This is a genomic window from Kocuria oxytropis (genome assembly GCF_040981195.1).
GTDB classification, from domain to species: Bacteria; Actinomycetota; Actinomycetes; order Actinomycetales; family Micrococcaceae; genus Kocuria; species Kocuria oxytropis.
The window spans coordinates 488,303-504,453 of sequence record NZ_JAVFXA010000001.1 but is presented as its reverse complement, the minus strand read 5'-3'; the positions used below and the strand labels follow the sequence as shown (position 1 = coordinate 504,453).

The 16,151-nt window shown below is 74.3% G+C and carries 17 protein-coding genes; 5 read left to right on the top strand and 12 right to left on the bottom strand.

The genetic code is table 11. The annotated features are described in order from the left end of the window. Positions 1–25: 25 nt before the first annotated feature. Positions 26–820 (top strand): ferritin family protein, encoded by a 795-nt coding sequence (locus QYM41_RS02325; RefSeq protein ID WP_368798116.1) that lies wholly within the window; start codon positions 26–28, stop codon positions 818–820. Between the two features lie 820 nt (positions 821–1,640). Here the strand turns inward: QYM41_RS02325 and QYM41_RS02320 are convergent. The 8 genes from QYM41_RS02320 to QYM41_RS02285 form a co-directional block, all read right to left on the bottom strand. Next, positions 1,641–2,426, bottom strand: coding sequence for a VOC family protein (locus QYM41_RS02320; RefSeq protein ID WP_368798115.1), 786 nt, complete (start codon positions 2,424–2,426; stop codon positions 1,641–1,643). A 161-nt stretch (positions 2,427–2,587) separates the two neighbouring features. After that, on the bottom strand, positions 2,588–3,616 hold the full coding sequence (locus tag QYM41_RS02315) for an ion channel (protein ID WP_368798114.1): 1,029 nt from the start codon (positions 3,614–3,616) through the stop codon (positions 2,588–2,590). 126 nt (positions 3,617–3,742) lie between these two features. Beyond that, positions 3,743–4,867 carry an NAD(P)/FAD-dependent oxidoreductase gene (locus QYM41_RS02310; RefSeq protein ID WP_368798113.1) on the bottom strand — a complete coding sequence of 375 codons (1,125 nt, stop codon included), beginning with the start codon at positions 4,865–4,867 and terminating at the stop codon, positions 3,743–3,745. Positions 4,868–4,922: 55 nt separating this feature from the next. Beyond that, positions 4,923–5,129: a hypothetical protein gene (locus QYM41_RS02305; RefSeq protein ID WP_368798112.1), complete on the bottom strand. Its 207-nt coding sequence runs from the start codon at positions 5,127–5,129 to the stop codon at positions 4,923–4,925. Between the two features lie 45 nt (positions 5,130–5,174). After that, positions 5,175–6,089, bottom strand: a complete 915-nt coding sequence (locus tag QYM41_RS02300) for an EamA family transporter (protein WP_368798111.1) — start codon at positions 6,087–6,089, stop codon at positions 5,175–5,177. Positions 6,090–6,123: 34 nt separating this feature from the next. Continuing rightward, on the bottom strand, positions 6,124–6,996 hold the full coding sequence (locus QYM41_RS02295; protein WP_368798110.1) for an N-acetylglucosamine kinase: 873 nt from the start codon (positions 6,994–6,996) through the stop codon (positions 6,124–6,126). A 123-nt stretch (positions 6,997–7,119) separates the two neighbouring features. Next, positions 7,120–7,341 carry a hypothetical protein gene (locus tag QYM41_RS02290; protein WP_368798109.1) on the bottom strand — a complete coding sequence of 74 codons (222 nt, stop codon included), beginning with the start codon at positions 7,339–7,341 and terminating at the stop codon, positions 7,120–7,122. A 276-nt stretch (positions 7,342–7,617) separates the two neighbouring features. Then, the gene (locus QYM41_RS02285; RefSeq protein ID WP_368798108.1) at positions 7,618–8,376 is read right to left on the bottom strand and encodes a dienelactone hydrolase family protein; all 759 of its coding nucleotides are present in this window, start codon (positions 8,374–8,376) and stop codon (positions 7,618–7,620) included. A 246-nt stretch (positions 8,377–8,622) separates the two neighbouring features. On the opposite strand from QYM41_RS02285, the gene QYM41_RS02280 reads away from it, so the two are divergent. From QYM41_RS02280 to QYM41_RS02265, 4 genes are all read left to right on the top strand, one after another. Next, complete coding sequence (locus tag QYM41_RS02280) at positions 8,623–9,648, top strand: DUF368 domain-containing protein (RefSeq protein ID WP_368798107.1); 1,026 nt, start codon at positions 8,623–8,625, stop codon at positions 9,646–9,648. Between the two features lie 79 nt (positions 9,649–9,727). Next, entirely contained in the window at positions 9,728–11,248 is a 1,521-nt protein-coding gene (locus tag QYM41_RS02275) for a DUF1538 domain-containing protein (protein ID WP_368798106.1), read from the top strand. Continuing rightward, positions 11,245–11,595: a P-II family nitrogen regulator gene (locus QYM41_RS02270; protein WP_368798105.1), complete on the top strand. Its 351-nt coding sequence runs from the start codon at positions 11,245–11,247 to the stop codon at positions 11,593–11,595. The genes QYM41_RS02275 and QYM41_RS02270 overlap by 4 nt, the downstream gene beginning before the upstream one ends. 39 nt (positions 11,596–11,634) lie before the next feature. Then, positions 11,635–12,024: a CBS domain-containing protein gene (locus tag QYM41_RS02265; protein WP_368798104.1), complete on the top strand. Its 390-nt coding sequence runs from the start codon at positions 11,635–11,637 to the stop codon at positions 12,022–12,024. 41 nt (positions 12,025–12,065) lie between these two features. On the opposite strand, the gene QYM41_RS02260 is transcribed toward QYM41_RS02265, so the two are convergent. From QYM41_RS02260 to QYM41_RS02245, 4 genes are all read right to left on the bottom strand, one after another. Then, positions 12,066–13,733 (bottom strand): NERD domain-containing protein, encoded by a 1,668-nt coding sequence (locus QYM41_RS02260; RefSeq protein ID WP_368798103.1) that lies wholly within the window; start codon positions 13,731–13,733, stop codon positions 12,066–12,068. A gap of 416 nt (positions 13,734–14,149) precedes the next feature. Next, positions 14,150–14,338, bottom strand: a complete 189-nt coding sequence (locus QYM41_RS02255; protein WP_133408845.1) for a CsbD family protein — start codon at positions 14,336–14,338, stop codon at positions 14,150–14,152. Positions 14,339–14,551: 213 nt separating this feature from the next. Then, positions 14,552–15,055 (bottom strand): hypothetical protein, encoded by a 504-nt coding sequence (locus QYM41_RS02250; protein WP_368798102.1) that lies wholly within the window; start codon positions 15,053–15,055, stop codon positions 14,552–14,554. A gap of 32 nt (positions 15,056–15,087) precedes the next feature. Next, positions 15,088–16,140, bottom strand: coding sequence for a zinc-dependent alcohol dehydrogenase family protein (locus QYM41_RS02245; RefSeq protein WP_368798101.1), 1,053 nt, complete (start codon positions 16,138–16,140; stop codon positions 15,088–15,090). Positions 16,141–16,151: the final 11 nt, after the last annotated feature.

The following is a 16,151-nucleotide window of genomic DNA, read 5'->3' as shown; positions in this document are numbered from 1 at the left end:
CCCACCGAGGAGGAGAACAGGCATCATGGCCTTCGACATCGACCGGTTCGCCGAGGAGTCCACCAGTCTGCACTGGGAGGACCTCGGACTGGACGCGCTGCGGGAGGACCCCCTGCCCCCGGAGACGCTGCGCACGCTGCGGTACATGTGCGACGTCGAGTTCCACACCGTCTGCTACCTGCGGGACATGCTCGTCAGCCCCTCCCGCAAGGACCCGGAGGTCGCCACCTTCATGACCCTGTGGAACCGGGAGGAGTTCTGGCACGGCGAGGCCCTGGCCCACGTGCTGTCCCTGCACGGCATCACCGTGGCCTTCGACGAGGTCAAGGCCAAGCGGGTCAAGCTGGGCTGGCGCGACCGGCTCGGCCCGGTGAAGCAGTCGCTGCTGTCCGGCCTGGTGGGCACGGACTTCGTCGCCGTGCACATGCTCTGGGGTGCGGTGAACGAGCGCTCGGCCGCGGCCGCCTACCGGCGCCTGGCGGTGCTCGAGGAGAACCCGGTGCTCGCCCCGCTGCTGCGGCGCATCGCCGCCCAGGAGACCAAGCACATCGCCTTCTACACCACCCAGGCCCGCGCCCGGCTGCAGGACAACCCGAAGGCACAGAAGCTGGCACGCCTGGCACTGCGCACCGCCTGGCAGCCCGTGGGCTCCGGCGTCTCGAGCGAGGAGGAGGTCACCCACGTCATGGGCCACCTCTTCGCCGGCCCCGAGGGCCGCAGGGAGATCGAGGCCATCGACCGCCAGATCGCGAAGCTGCCCGGCATGGACGGTCTGCGCGTGGTGGCCGACGCCCTGGACGCCAGGGGCGTGCCGGCGTGAGCACGGCCGCCGGCGTGCCCGTTCCCCGGTTCGACGTGCGCGCCTATGCGCGCGACCCGTACGACCTGCGCCCCGCGGACCTCGACCCGGCCTGCCTGCACGGGCTCGCCCCGGAGACCCTCGACGTGCTGGTGCACCTGTGGTGCGTCGAGCGCGGTCTGCTGGACCGGCTGCGGGACGTCCTGGTGACGCCCACCCACGCCGAGTCCCGGGTGACCGCCTTCCTCACCGCGTGGGGCTACGAGCAGCACTGGCTCGCCGAGTCCCTCGGGGCGGTCCTGACCGCTCACGGACGGGCGGTGCAGGAGCCCGCCGGCACGCGCCGCGGGCGGGTCCGGCGGGGCTGGGACGAGCGGGCCCGGCCCGCGCTCGCCGCCGTGGCGAGCAACCTGCTGGGCGCCGACGTCACGGGAGGACAGATGGCCGCCGCGGGGCTCGACACCGCCGTGCTCGCGGCGGTGTACCGCCGGCTGGGCGCCACTGAGCCCCGGCTGACCGCCACGGCCCGGGAGATCGTGCGTGTCAAGGAACGGCACCTGGCGTTCTTCGCCGAGGAGGCCCGGACCGCGCTGGCCCGCAGCGCGGGCGCACGCCGACTCGCCCGGGCCGCGGTGGCCCGGTGGTGCTGGCCCGGGACCCGCTACGCCGGCCCCGGGCCGGCGCGGCCGTGGGTCGGCCGTCTGTTCGCCGATCCGGACGCCCGTGCCGATCTGCTGAGGCTGGACGAGGACCTCGCGGCCCTCCCCGGCCTGGCCGGCGCCCGGCCGGTCGCCGTGGCGCTGGGGCGCCTGGGCCGGGCCCGAGGCGCCCCAGCAGGGGCCTACATGTCCTCCGCGGGGGTCATCAGCACGAAGACCTCCCGGTCCGGGCCGGCGGCGACCGTCATCCGGCCGAACTCGAAGTCGAAGGGCTCCCGGTGGATCGAGCCGCCGGCCTCGCGCACCCGCTGCGCGGCCGCGTCGACGTCGGAGACCTGGAACACCACCGACCAGGCCGGTGGGGCGTCGGGGGACTCCGGGTCCGGGCCGCCGAACCCGCCGGCCGGCCTCTGCCCGCCGGGGACGGTGAACAGGGCGTAGGGCATGCCCTCGTCGCCGATGTCCTGGTAGTCGTAGCCGAAGACCGCGGCGTAGAACTGCCGGGCGCGGGCCGGGTCGGCGGTCATGAGGTCGCACCAGACCACCGCGCCGGGCTCGCCGAAGGCGGTGAACCCGGTGTGCTCCCCGGCCTGCCAGAGGCCGAAGGCCGCCCCGGTCGGATCGGCCCACATCCCCATCCACCCGAAGGGCTCGACCTGCATGGGCTCGTACACCGGCGTGGCCCCGGCCCCGGCCGCCCGTGCGGCGTGGGCGGCGATGTCCTCGGTGGCGAGGTAGACGGTCCACACGTGCGGGGCGTCCTCCATGCCCTCCATGGTCGGGGAGAGCCCGGCGACGGGGCGGTCGCCGAGCAGGGCGTTGCAGTAGCCGCCGTACTCGGGCTGGGACTCGCTGAAGTCCCAGCCCAGCACGTCGCGGTAGAAGTCCTGGGTGCGGCCCAGGTCCGAGGCCATGAGATCCACCCAGCAGGGTGTGCCGGCCGGCCAGGGTTCGGTGTGCGTGGTCATGACGGGGGTCCTTCCGGGGAGCGGGTGCAGCGGTGCCGCCGGGGACGTCGCGGCGGGGCCCGTGGTCCTGCCGTCACCTTCTGTGATCTCCGGCACCTCCCAGGCTAGAGGTCGCCTCGGACGCGCTGTCCGGGGACGGGCCGTGCCCGGCGGGGGCGGCCTCATGCCGAGCAGCAGGCGGCGATCTCCTCCGCCGTGAGGCGGCTGGTGCCCACGTAGAACAGCACGGAGCCCTCCGGCAGCGGGGTCTCCCACCCCGGGTCGAGCAGCGCGCCACCGTGCTGGACGGCGAGCACGGTGGCGCCGAACCCGCGGCCCAGGGCCTCCTGGACCCGGCCGAAGCCCGTGCCGGCCAGCCCGGAGGGCAGCGGGGCGCTGTAGGTGTTCCGCCCGCCGTGGGTCATCAGCTCGGCGTAGACCGCGGCGATGCCCGGGTCCTGCAGCTCCTCGGTCGCCAGGCGCGGCGAGTGCCACTGCACGCAGCGCACGTCGTCGTCGACGTAGAAGAAGTTGCGGGCCCGGCCCATGTCGCGCAGGGTCACGACGACGTGGGCGTCCGGGTTCACGTGCGTGACCGCCACGGTGAGGGTGAGCGCCTCGTTGTCGTCCCGCGCGTCGACGAGCACGCGCGCCGTGCGGTGCAGGCCCGCGCGGCGCAGCACGGTCTCCTCGGTGAGGTCGCCCCGGACGAACGCGACACCGGGGTGCTCGGGCAACGGGTGCTGCGGCACGTCCTCCCACGCGCCCAGCACGATCGACCCGGTGCCGTCCCCGGTGAGCTCCTCGATCAGCCGCTCGGTGCGCCCGGGGGTGTAGCCGAGGATCACCAGGTGGTCCGACACGTCGAGCTCGGTCCGGCCCTTCATGCGCTGTCCTCTCGCGTTCTCGATCGCGGTGGCGATCCGGGTGAAGATGAGGGTCAGGGTGGCGATGCCGCCGACGATGACGTACACGCCGACCAGGTGGCCGCCGAGGGTCGTGGGGAAGAAATCGCCGTAGCCCACGGTGGAGGCGGTGACCAGGAACCACCACCAGTAGTTCTCCGCGTGCACGATCGTGTTCTCGGCCGGCTCGGCCCAGGCCATGAGCGGCCAGCTGGTGAGGAAGACCACGCCGATGACGAGCAGCGGCAGGCCCCAGGCGCGCAGGCGGCCGAGCCGTCGCACGAGACGGACCAGGAAGAACGGCACCGGCGGTCTCCTTCTGCTCGCGGGGCACCTGCGACGACCCTACGCCGAACCGCCCCGGCCACCCTGGCGGCGCGGCCCGGCCGTGCCGACCGCACGGCCCTGCGGGCTCGGCGCGGCCCGGCGGCCTCAGCCGCCCGCGCGGCCCAGCCGCTCCTCGTGCCGGAGGTGCCCGGGGACCACGCCGGTCAGCGCGGTCTCCACCAGCGCCTCGCCGAGCGCCGGGGCCTGCTTGAAGAGGTTGTGCCCGGCCAGGGCCGTGAGCCCGTCCTCGGACCAGACGCCCACGCCGTCCTCGCCCCACGGCAGCCGGGTGACCCAGCAGTGCACGTGGTCCACGGGGCGCGGATCCAGCCCGGGCAGGGCGCGCCGCACGTAGGCCACGGTCCGGTCCGCCAGCGCCGCGAGCTCCGCCGGATCGGCCAGGCCCCCGTCCGCGCGGGCGGGGGTGTCGGCGCTGAGGCCCACGGAGTAGTGGCGGCCGTCCGGGTACGGCGCGGCGTACACGCCGGTCTCCCCGAAGTCCCCGCTGCCGTCCTGGAGGGTCGGGAGGCCGCGGGCGGCACCGGGGGCCGGTCCGCCGGGGGCCTCCCCGGCCGGGGCCAGGGCGAAGGTGAGGCGCACGTGCGCGCCGAGCTCCACCGGCAGCTCGAGCCCGGCGCCGCGGGCCAGCGGGGCGGTGCCGCGGCCGGCGCACAGCACCACGTGGTCGTAGCTCTCGCAGCCGGTCCCGGTGCGCACCTCGGTGGACCGGGGACCCGTGCGCCGCACCGAGAGCACGTGCTCGCGCAGCAGCGACCCCTCGAGCCGGTGCGTCAGCGCCGCCACGGCGGCGAGGGTGCGGATGGCGCCGCCGTGGACGTCGAGCATCGCGGGGCCGGTCCAACCGGCCAGCAGCGGCAGCCGCTCGTGCAGCTCGTCCGGGGAGAGCCGCCGCACCGGGACGTCGTCGAACGGCGCCAGGGTGCGGAGCTTGTCCTCGACCCCGTCCCCGATCGCCACGGCGCCGTCGGGGGAGACGAGCTCGGTGCCGAACTCGTGCTCCCACGCCCGCCACAGGGACCGGCTGCGCACCACGAGGGCGATCAGCCGCGGGTCCTCGTGGGCATGGCGGAAGATCCGGGACTGCCCGGCGGACTGGCCGCCGCCGGGCGGACCGGACTCGTAGACGGTGACGTCGGCGCCGCGCGCCTGCAGGGCGTGGGCGGTGGCCAGGCCCACGATGCCCGCGCCGACCACGGCCGCGCGGGTCACCGGGACCCTCCCGGGGAGCTCGTCGTGCGGGGCGTGCGCCCCGCCGCGCCGGGGCTCAGCCGTCCTGCTCGGGGTCGGAGGTCTCGCCGAGGATGTCGTCGAAGGCCTCGCGCACGGCCTGGCGGGTGGCCAGGCGCACGCTCGCGGCGCCCTGCTTGTCCGCGGTGTCGGCGTCGGCGATGTTGCTGCGCTCCTCGCGCTCCTGCTCCAGGGCGTGGTCGCGGGCGGAGCGGATGCGGTCCATGATCTCGTTGGCTTCCATGGGAACCATCTCATCACGGACGTCCGACATCGAACAGGGGGCTGATCAGTTGGGCCGGGTCTCGGGGGCCGCCGCGGCCTCCGTCGTGAGCTCGGGCGTGCCGGCTCCCACCATGACCACGGCGCTCGCGGCCACCACCAGGGCCATGCCCACGAGCTGCAGGCCCGTGAGCGCCTGACCGAGGACCAGCAGCCCCGCGAGGGCCGCGACCGCGGGCTCCAGGCTCAGCAGGATGCCGAAGACCTTGGGCGGGATGGCCCGCAGCGCCAGCAGCTCGAGGGAGTACGGGACCACCGAGGAGAGCATCGCGATGCCGGCCCCGGCGCCCAGCACGGCCCAGGTCACGGCGGGGGCGTGCGCCGTGAGGACGCCCACGGGGGTGACGAGGACCGCGGCCACGGCCAGCGCCACGGCGAGCCCGTCCAGCTGGTCGAAGTGCCGGCCCGCGGACCGGCTGCCGAGGATGTAGGCGGCCCACCCCGCCCCCGCCAGCGCGGCCCACGCGATGCCGGCGAGGTCGAGCTCCGCCCAGGGCACGGTGAGGGCCTGGGAGATGAGCACGATCCCGGCCAGGGCCGCCAGCACGGCTAGGACGTCCCGGGGGCGGCGGGAGAGCACCGCCGAGAGCGTCAGCGGGCCCAGGAACTCGACGGTCACCGCCACGCCCAGCGGCAGGGTGGCCAGGGACTGGTAGAACGCGAAGTTCATCCCCGCCAGGGCCGCCCCGAAGAACAGTCCGGAGCGCCAGGCCTGCCGGGTGCGCCCGCGCAGCCGCGGCCGGATGACGGCCAGCATGATCGCCGCGCTGAGCAGCAGCCGCAGGGTCACCGTGGCCGAGGCCCCGATCAGGGGCACGAGGACCGCGGCGAGGGCACCGCCGAACTGCACGGAGACGACCGCGGCCAGGACGTAGAGGGTCGGGCGCAGAGCGGGGCCGCGGGCGGGAGCGAGGGTGGTCACCCGTTCAGGGTAGGGCCCGGCCGCGCCCCGTCGCTCACCGGCGCTCGGCGAGGACCGCGGCGCCGTGCACGGGGTCGCGCTCGAGCACCCGCAGCTCCCCGAGACCGCGGGCCGCGGAGGCCTCCCGCAGCCGCTGCCGCAGCAGCGGCTGGTGCCGCGCCAGGCCGCCGCCCACCACCACCGGACCGGTGAGCTCGAGCCGCCGGGCCACGGTGGCGGCGAGGTCGGCCAGCGCCGCGGCCGCCCGGTCCACGAGCTGCAGGGCGTCGTCGTCGTGCGGCGCGGCCTCGAACGCCACCCGCGAGAGCCCGGCCCAGAACCCGCGGTCCGCGCGGGCGTGGAACCGCTGGATGAGCCGGCCGGGCTCGTCGATCCCGCAGTGCGCCAGCACCGCCCGGTCCAGGGCGTCGGGGAGCAGGCCGTCGTCGAGGCGGGCCAGGGCGCGGCGCACGAGCTCGCGGCCCAGCCAGTAGCCGCTGCCCTCGTCGCCCAGCAGGTGCCCCCAGCCGCCGGCGCGGGCCTCCCGGCCGTCCGGGGCGGCGCCCCACGCTGCGGAGCCGGTCCCGGCGATGACCGCGATGCCGGTGCGGCACCCGCCGGCGGCGAGGACCAGCCGGGTGTCGTGCACCACGACGACGCGCGCCGCACCCGCGTGCGGGGCGATGAGCGCGCGCAGCGCCTCGGCGTCGGCGTCCGTGTCGACGCCGCCGGCTCCTGCCACGACCACGTCCGCGCCGGAGGCGCCCAGCTCGCCGAGGACGCCCGCCAGGGCGCGGGACGCCTCACCGGGACTGACGTTCTGCACGTTGGCGCTGCCGCCCACCGTCTCGCGCACCGGGTGGCCGTCCTCGCTGCGCAGACCGTGGGTCGTGGTGCCGCCGATGTCCAGGCCGATGAGGATGCTCATGGGTCCATCCTGCCGTGCCGTGCCGTGCCGTGCCGTGCCGGGACCGGCGGGACGCGGGCACGACGACGCCCGGCCGGGCGCCGGTGGGAACCGGCCCGGCCGGGCGTCGTGGAGCGGGTGCGCTCAGGCCGCGAGGGCCAGGGGTGCGGGGCGCAGGCGGCAGCCCTCGAAGGAGAACAGCCGGCGGACACCGGTACCGGCCTCCAGGATCCACAGCACGCCCAGGGAGTGCGAGACCTGCCCCACGGTGCCGATGCAGCTCTCGTAGAACTCGTCCCAGATCTCCAGCCGGTCGCCCGGCTGGATCCGGCTCAGGTCGGTCATCCACTTCTCAGCAGCGGTCATGACGCCACCTCCCATCGTCGTTGTCGTGCTCGTGCTCGTGCTTCCATGGTGCCCTGTTCGTCGCGACCTGTGCGGACACCCCGATTTGACAAACGGCCCGGGCGTCTTGAGCTTCGTCACACCCTTCCCCGGACGGCAACCTGCAGCGGTTGTCCAGGGCGTGTCGGGGGCGCGGTTCTGTGACGGCCGTCCCGGTCGGGCGCGTGAACAACAACACGTCACGAATTCCTCGTCGCACACCGTCATCCGTGTCGCGCGCCCGCCCGCACCGTATCCTCAGCCGCCGGAGCCCTGCGGGACGTCCGGGCCGGTGCGCTCCCGCAGGTGCCGGTCGAAGAACGCGGCGATCCTGCGCCGGGCGTCCTGGGTCGCGGGATCGTCGTAGGCGGTGCGGCTGAACCGGCCGAGGACCCGGAGCATCGGGGAGAGGTCGGCGGGGTCGTGGTCGTTCATGAAGCCGTGGCCCACGCCGGGGTAGATCCTGATGTCGTGCTCCACCCCGGTCTCCGTGAGGATGCCCTCCAGCCGGCGGCCGGCGTCCCCGCCCAGGGGCGTGGTGTCCGCCCCGCCGTAGCTGCCCACGATCGGGCAGGCGCTCGGCAGCCACTGCTCGGCGCCCGCGGGACACCCGCCGTAGTTCGTGCTCGCCGCCGAGAACCCGTGCTCCGCGGCCAGCGCGAGCGCGTAGCCGCCGCCCATGCAGAAGCCGATCACCCCGATCCGGCCGGTGCAGTCCGGACGCGCCGCGAGCCAGGACCGGACCGCCTCGACGTCGTCGAACGTGCGGCCCCGGCGGGCACCGATGTCCTTCATGACCGTGCGCAGGCAGCGGAGCCGGCCGCCCCAGTGGAAGAGGTCCGGGGCGGCGGCGAGGAAGCCCTCGCCCGCCAGCCAGTCCGCCTGGTGGCGCAGGTCCTGGCTCATCCCGGTGAAGTCGTGCACGAGCACCACACCGGGCCAGGGCCCCGGGCCCTCCGGCACCGCCACGTACACGGGCATCTGCCCGTGCCCGGTGGCGACGACGACGTCGCTCATGACCGCTCAGGCCTGCCGGGCGCGGCCGGCGCCGGCCGCGCCGAGCCGGCCGCGGAGGTGCCGCGGGTCGGGGCGGGATCGTCGTGGTCGGGCTTCATGGCGGGCTCCTGGATCGACGGCGCGCGGGTCGGGCCAGTCTACGCACCGGTGACCCACGGCACACCGGGACGCCGGGGCGGTCCGGAGCCCCGGTAGCCTGGCAGGCGACCCTCGTCCCTGCCCGACCCCCACCGCTCAGGAGCTCCCGTGACGCCCTCGTCGCCCCCGGACCGTCCCTCGACCTCTCCGGCCACCACGACCCCCGCCGCCCACGCCGGCGGGGAGGTCCGCCGCAGCATCCCCGGCAACGTGGTGCGCGGCGCGCTCATCGGCGTGGTGGAGACCGTGCCCGGGGTCAGCGGCGGCACCGTGGCCCTCGTGGTGGGCATCTACGACGAGCTCATCAACTCCGCCGGCCACGTGGTCTCCGCCGGCCGGCGGGCGCTGCTCGGGCCGGACCGGGCCGCCGGGGTGCGGCACCACCTGGCCCGGGTGCACTGGCGGATCGTGGTGCCCGTGGTGATCGGGATGGTCGCGGCCCTGCTCACCGTGGCCGGCCCGATGAGCCACCTCGTCGAGGAGTACCCGGTGACCATGCGGGCGCTGTTCTTCGGCATGGTCCTGGCCTCGATCGGGGTGCCCCTGCGCCTGGCCGGCGGGGCCCTGCGCGCCCGGGACGCCGCCGTGGTGGCGCTCGCGGCGGTGCTCGCGTTCGTGCTCGTGTCCGTTCCGCCCACCACGGTGGCGCCGGCCCCGCTGCTCGTCGTGCTCGCGGCCATGGTCGCGGTGTCCGCGCTGCTGCTGCCCGGGCTCTCCGGCTCCTTCCTGCTCCTGACCATCGGGCTCTACCAGCCGACGCTGCGGGCGGTCGACGAGCTCGACCTCGGCTACCTGTCCCTGTTCTTCCTCGGGGCCGCCCTGGGCATGGTGGTCATCGTCAAGGGACTGCAGTGGCTCCTCGACCACCATCACCGCGTCACCATGCTCGCGCTCACCGGGCTCATGCTCGGTGCCCTGCGCACCCTGTGGCCCTGGCAGCTCGAGGACCGCACCCTGCTCTCCCCCGCGGGGGACTGGTGGGTCCAGCTGCTCGCGGCCGCGGCGGGCTCCGTCGTCGTCCTGGCCCTGCTGGCCGTGGACGCCCGCACCCGGGCGCGCACGGGGCACGGCTCCCAGGAGGAGCTCGCCGGAGTCGGGTCCGAGGACGAGGAGGCCACCGGCAGCACCCGGTAGACGGCCGCAGGCGCGGCGCGGGACACTGGGGGCAGAGACTCCCGCCCGCGGCTCCCCCGGAGGAGGTCCGGCAGCGCCCATGGAGCACGTCACGCACTTCACGCGGGAGTTCCTGAGAGCCCTGCGGAGCCTGCTGCCCATCGTGGCCGTGGTCGTGGTGTTCCAGCTGGCCGTGTTCCGGCAGGCCCCGGACCAGCCCCTGCGGCTCGTGGTCGGGCTGCTGATCGTGGGCGCCGGCATCGCCCTGTTCCTGCAGGGCCTGGACCTCAGCGTCTTCCCCGTGGGCAAGGACCTGGCCCACCAGTTCGCCCGCCGCGGTGCCCTGGGCCTGCTGCTCCCGTTCGGCTTCGCCATCGGCTTCGCCGCCGTGGTCGCCGAGCCCGCCCTGATCGCCGTGGCCGGGCAGGCCGAGCTGGTGAGCGAGGGGCGCGTGGACGCCCTCGTCCTGCGCCTCGTCATCGCCGTGTCCGTGGGCGCGGTGCTCGTCCTCGGCATCCTGCGCATCCTCCGCGGCTGGGCCGTGCAGAGGCTGCTGATCCCCGGCTACGGGCTCGTTCTCCTCGCCACCTACGCGGCGCCCCCGGAGATCGTGGGCCTCGCCTACGACTCCGGCGGCGTCACCACGAACATCGTCACCGTGCCCCTCGTCGCCGCCATCGGGATCGGGCTGGCCAACTCCATCCGGGGCCGCAGCGCGCTCTCGGACGGCTTCGGCCTCGTGGCCCTGTGCGTCATGGTGCCCATGATCGGCGTGCAGCTCTACGGCATCTGGGTCTACACCCTCGGCGCCGGCACCGCGACTGCCGGCACCGGCGCCGCGACCGCCGACGCCGTGACCGCCGGCGCCGCCGTCCCGGACGGCGCCCCCGGGCACTGGGTGCCGGTCCACGTCCTGGGCCTCGCGGAGATGGTCCGGGACATCCTGCCCATGGTGCTGGTGGTCCTGTTCTTCCAGTACGTCGTGCTGCGCCGCGGCCTGACCCACCGGCTGCGGGTCGCCGTGGGCTTCGTGCTCGTCCTCGTGGGGCTCTGGGCGTTCGTCGTCGGACTCGAGATCGGGCTGTTCCCGCTCGGGACGATGATGGCCGAGCAGCTGGTGGAGCGCGGCGCCCCCGCCCTGATCCTGCTCTTCGCCCTGCTCATCGGCTTCGCGACGACCCTGGCCGAGCCTGCCCTGGTGGCCATCGGCGAGCAGGCGGAGGCGGCCTCGCCCGGCCGGATCCGCGGCGGCACCATCCGGCTCGTCGTGGCCCTCGGCGTGGCGGCCGGTATCACCCTGGGCGTGTACCGCATCCTCGTGGGAGCACCGCTGCACTACGTGATCATGGGGGCCTACGCCGTGGTCCTCGTCCTGGTCCTCCTGGCTCCGCAGCACGTCGTGGCCCTGGCCTTCGACCTCGGGGGCGTGACCACCTCGGAGGTCACCGTGCCCCTCGTGACCGCCCTGGGCATCGGGCTCGCGGGGGCGATCGAGGGCCGGGACGTGCTGATCGACGGCTTCGGGCTGATCGCCTTCGCCTCCATCTTCCCGATCCTCTCGGTGCTCGGGTACGCCATGATCCTGGAGAGGATCTCCCGACCGGACAAGGAGCCGACATGAAGTTCACCGCCGTGGTGGTCATCGCCCCCGACGATCTCGAGGACACCGTCATCGAGCAGGCCCAGCGCGCCGGGGCCACCGGAGTGACCATCCTCCCGGGCAAGGGCATCGGCGGCGAGACCAAGCGGACGTTCTTCGGCCTGACGTTCGAGGGCGCCCAGACCGTGCTCCTGATGGTCGTGGGCACCCACCTGGCCACGCCCATCCTCAAGGCGATGCACGAGCTGCTCGTCGACGAGGACGGCACCCGCGGCATCGCCTTCACCGTGCCCATCGACCACCTCACCGGCATCGACATGCAGCAGGTCGCCCGGTTCGAGGAGCACCTGCGCCGCGAGGGCGCCTGAACCGACCCCCGCCCCGTCCGAGACCCCAGGAGGAACCCCGTGCTGACCGTCCAGGACGTCATGGTGCGCGACGTCATCACCATCTCCCCCTACAGCACGCTGCGGGAGGCGCTGGCGATGATGCGCACCCGGCAGGTCAAGAGCCTGGTGGTGGAGCCGCAGCACCCCCATGACGGCTACGGGCTGCTCAGCTACAGCGAGCTGCTGCAGTCCATCGTGGCGGAGGAGGGGGACGTGGACCTCCTCAACGTCTACGACGCCGCCGTGAAACCGGTGGTCACCGTCGGCGAGGGCCTCTCCGTGAACCAGGCCGCGGCACTGATGGCCCGCTTCCGCCTCAACCGCCTGGTGGTGGTGCAGGGCAACGAGCTCATCGGGCTGCTGGCGATGAACGACATCCTGGCGCGGCTGATCAGCGACCTCACCTGACGCGGCCCGCCCGCGGGGCGGCAGGTCGGGGCGGCTCCGGGTCAGCCCGCGGGCGGGCGCCACGCCTCGCCCGCGTCGAGCGCAGCCACCAGGTCCGGGCCGGCGGCCTCCTCCACGACCTCCCGGGGCCCGACGACGACGAGCAGCGACCTCGCGCGGGACATGCCCACGTAGACCATGTGGCGAGCCCGGGCCATGTCCTGGAATCCGTTGACCGCCAGGACCACGGCCGAGCGCTCAAGGCCCTTGAAGCCCAGGACGTGCCCGTAGAACACGTCCTCCTCCGCGAAGTGGCCGTCCCAGTAGGCGCCGAAGCCCTCTGCGTCCACGATCTCCCGCTGCACCGGGTGGCGCCTGCCGGTGGTCAGCAGGGCGATGCGGCCCGGGTCCCACCCCTCGTCCTGGAGGGCGACCACGGCGTCGTCGGCGAGCTCCAGGACCGCCCGCGGCTCAACGTCGACGAACCGCACCGCCGGGCCCTCCTCGTTCCTGCACCGCTGCGGCTCCCGGGCCAGCGGGGCGAAGGCCCGGGCGATGGTGGCGGTGTTGCGCAGGTTGTCGTCCAGCGGGAACGGGCTGAGGTCGATCGGGGCCTGACCGTCCCGGTCGAAGATGCGCTGGTGCTCGTCGGTGAACACGAACAGCACGCCGTGGTCCGGGTCCTCGAGGCACTGGACGAGCGCCTCCCACCACAGCTCCCCGAAGTCCTGTGCCTCGTCCACGACGATCGCGTCGAACCGGTCCCCGTCCGGACGGGCGGCGGCCAGCTCCCGCAGCCGTTGGGGGAGCCGGTGCTCCCAGTAGCCGGGGTCGTGGTCCTCGCCGGGCTCCGCGCCCCACTCGACGGGCAGTCGGTGGAACAGCCCGATGTACGCCGGGCGCTCCTCCTCCGGCCACGCCCGGGACATCAGCTCGAAGTACCGCGCGAGCCCCCGGGAGTAGCACACGAGCGCCGTGCGGTGCCCGTCGCGGGTCAGCCGGCGGGCCTTGAGCATCGCCAGATGGGTCTTGCCGGAACCGGCGCCTCCTGTGATCTGCGCGCGGTGCTGCCACCGCAGCAGGGACAGGGTGCGCTCCTGCTCCCGGGTGAGCTGATTGCCGGAGTCCTCGAGCTCCCGGGCGAGGTCCTGCACGTTGCGCAGGGACAGGTGGGTCCGGCGCAGGTTCTTGACGACCAGCTCCACGGTGGCCGCGTCCGGTGGGTGGTAGGCCTGCGTGCTGCGGCTCAGCACCTGCTGCAGCCGTCCGGTGATGCCGTCCAGGTCGGTGCGGTCGAACAGCCGGTCCCGCGGGGCGTCGGGGACGTCCCAGTCCTCGGGCAGGCTCGTGTAGGGCAGGGCGGCGAAGAACGTGGTCCGCCCGCCCCCACGGGACAGCCGCGGCGCCAGGTAGTCCAGGAGGGCGTGCATCCCGGACCGGGCCTGCTCCAGCGGCGACCGCTTCAGCCGGTGCGCACCGCCCCGGCCGGACTGGTGCCACTGCCCGTTCCGGACCGAGACCTGGCCGCCCTTCACCTCGATCACCGCGTTGCCCACCCCCGGCCAGAGCACCAGGAGGTCCAGCTCCGCCTCGACCGCGTCCCCGGTGATGCGCTGCCCCGAGATCAGCACCGCGTCCTCCGGGAGCTGCGCCCGCAGCGCCTCCCAGACGCACTGCTCCGCCTCGAAGCCGGGCGGGAACTCCGGGGACTCCGGGAAGGTCTGCGGCATGGCCTCAGGCTACCCATCATGTGCCATCGCAACCGGGAGGTGGTGCGCCGCTGCCGGACGAGGCGCGCTCCGCAGCCCCCTCCGCCGGCGGGTCCAAATCTGTCGGTAAGAGCGGCACACTCCGACAGGACGCGACCCCTCGCGGCGGGCGGAGGCAGAACGCGACTCCTCGCGGCGGGAGGGGGGCGGAACGGGACTCCTCGCGGCGGGAGGGGGGCGGAACGGGACTCCTCGCGGCGGGAGGGGGGCGGAACGGGACCCCTCGCGGCGGGCGGAGGCAGAACGCGACTCCTCGCGGCGGGAGGGAGGCGGAACGGGACCCCTCGCGGCGGGCGGGAGGCGGAGCGCGGCGAAGGGCCCCGGCGTCGACTGCGACACCGGGGCCCTCCGGGTGGTTCGACGGCTGAACCGTGCTGCTAGATTCCGTCCTTGAAGTTCTTGCCCGCGTCCTTGACGTTCTCGCCGGCCTGCTTGGCGCTGCCGGACAGCTTGTCCGCCTGGCCCTCGGCCTGGAGGTCGCGGTTGTCGGTGGCGTCGCCGACCTTTTCCTTCGCGGTGCCGCCCGCCTTCTCCGCGGCGTTGCTGATCTTGTCTCCGAGTCCCATGGGCTCTCCCTCCGGTCGGTGAACAGGTGCCCTCAGAGTAGACCTGTCAGCATGCTGAGGGAACAGGGGCGGCAGCCGGAACCGGGCTTTCACCCCAGGGCGAACAGACGGCACGCGGTGAACAGACGGCACGCGGGGAACAGACGGCACGCGGTGAACAGAGGAAATGCGGCGACCAGGACGGATCCGGGGGACCGGGCGTGAGCGGTGCGCTCAGCGCTCCGGGACGTCGAGCCCCGCGGCGGTCAGGCGCTCGCGCAGCCAGGCCGGGATCCTGCGGTCCATCCGCCGGTAGCGCCCGAGGTGCCGGCGCCAGTCCTCCGCGGCGACCGGGTGCGGGGCGTGCGCCGGCAGGACGGGGTCGTCGTCGTAGTTGAGCACGAGCTCCACGCCGGGGTGCTGCCAGTGCCGCTGCGCCACGGTGACGATCAGCGTGGCGGACAGCCACGACCCGTCCACGAGGTCGGCGTAGTCGTCCTGGAGCGCCCGGGCCAGCCGGCGCGGGGTGCTGCGCACGCCCTCGACGTCCACGGGGCGGCGGACCGTGCGGTCGCCCCGGACCTCCCGCACCTGCAGGCGCAGGTCCCGGCCCACGCACAGCACGTCCAGCACGAGCGCGTCCCATCCCGGCTCGGTCCCGTGGGCGCGGACGAGCCACCGGGCCAGCCGGTCGATGGTCTTCCGCTGCCGGGGGCTCTGGAGTCTGTCGGTCCGCACGGGCACACGCTAGCAAGCGCCGGGCCGGCTGCTCAGTCCGCCGTGATGACCACCTTCACCGCCCGGTGCTGCGCGGCGTTGCCGAACAGCTCGTAGGCCTCCTCCATGTGGGACATGGTGAAGCGGTGGGTGGCCATGGCCTTCGCGTCCAGCCGGCCGGAGCGGACCATGTTCAGCAGGTTGCCCACGGTGCGGCAGTCCACGAGCCCCATGCTGATGCGGACGTTGGAGATCCACATCCGGTCCAGGGGCAGCTCCACCGGCTTGCCGTGCACACCGGCGTTGGCCACGGTGCCGTAGGGGCGGACCACGTCCAGGCAGGTCCGGAAGGTCTCCGGCACGCCCACGGCCTCGATGGCCACGTCCACGCCGAGACCGTCCGGGGACAGGGCCTTGATCCGCTCGACGGCGTCCGGGTCCCCGGCGTTGACCTTGTCCGTGGCCCCGAGCTCGAGCGCCTTGTCCATCCGGTTCTCGTCGAGGTCCACGGTGATGACCCGTCCGGCGCCGCAGAGGTTGGCCGTCATGACCACGCCCAGGCCCACCGGCCCCGCGCCCACGATCGCGACCGTGTCGCCGGGCTTCGTGTTGCCGTTGAGGATCCCGATCTCGAATCCCGTGGGCAGGGCGTCGGTCAGGAACAGGACGTCCTCGTCGTCGAGCCCCTCGGGGACCCGGTGCACGGAGGTCTCCGCGAACGGCACGCGCACGTACTCGGCCTGCGTCCCGTCGATGAGGTGCCCGAACACCCAGCCGACCCCGCCCAGGGTCTGGCAGTGGGAGGGCTGGTTGTTCCTGCAGTAGGAGCACTTCCCGCAGTTGGTGACGGCCGGGATGATGATCCGGTCGCCGGGCCTCAGCCCGGTCACGGCGTCCCCGACCTCGGTGATCGTGCCCACCGCCTCGTGGCCGAGGATCCGGCCGTCGACGACGGCGGGGACGTCGCCCTTGAGGATGTGCAGGTCCGTGCCGCAGATGGTGGTCGTGTCGACCTTCGCGATCACGTCGGTGGGGTCCTGGAGGACCGGGTCCGGGACGTCCTCCCACGCCTTGCTGCCCGGTCCGTGGTAGACGAGTGCCTTCATGGGGTCCTCCT

Bases quoted from the DNA above. Each gene is read 5' to 3' on its own strand.
- QYM41_RS02325 (WP_368798116.1), top strand. From the start codon at position 26: ATGGCCTTCGACATCGACCGGTTCGCCGAGGAGTCCACCAGTCTGCAC.
- QYM41_RS02320 (WP_368798115.1), bottom strand. From the start codon at position 2,426: ATGACCACGCACACCGAACCCTGGCCGGCCGGCACACCCTGCTGGGTG.
- QYM41_RS02305 (WP_368798112.1), bottom strand. From the start codon at position 5,129: ATGGAAGCCAACGAGATCATGGACCGCATCCGCTCCGCCCGCGACCAC.
- QYM41_RS02295 (WP_368798110.1), bottom strand. From the start codon at position 6,996: ATGAGCATCCTCATCGGCCTGGACATCGGCGGCACCACGACCCACGGT.
- QYM41_RS02290 (WP_368798109.1), bottom strand. From the start codon at position 7,341: ATGACCGCTGCTGAGAAGTGGATGACCGACCTGAGCCGGATCCAGCCG.
- QYM41_RS02285 (WP_368798108.1), bottom strand. From the start codon at position 8,376: ATGAGCGACGTCGTCGTCGCCACCGGGCACGGGCAGATGCCCGTGTAC.
- QYM41_RS02275 (WP_368798106.1), top strand. From the start codon at position 9,728: ATGGAGCACGTCACGCACTTCACGCGGGAGTTCCTGAGAGCCCTGCGG.
- QYM41_RS02270 (WP_368798105.1), top strand. From the start codon at position 11,245: ATGAAGTTCACCGCCGTGGTGGTCATCGCCCCCGACGATCTCGAGGAC.
- QYM41_RS02260 (WP_368798103.1), bottom strand. From the start codon at position 13,733: ATGCCGCAGACCTTCCCGGAGTCCCCGGAGTTCCCGCCCGGCTTCGAG.
- QYM41_RS02255 (WP_133408845.1), bottom strand. From the start codon at position 14,338: ATGGGACTCGGAGACAAGATCAGCAACGCCGCGGAGAAGGCGGGCGGC.
- QYM41_RS02245 (WP_368798101.1), bottom strand. From the start codon at position 16,140: ATGAAGGCACTCGTCTACCACGGACCGGGCAGCAAGGCGTGGGAGGAC.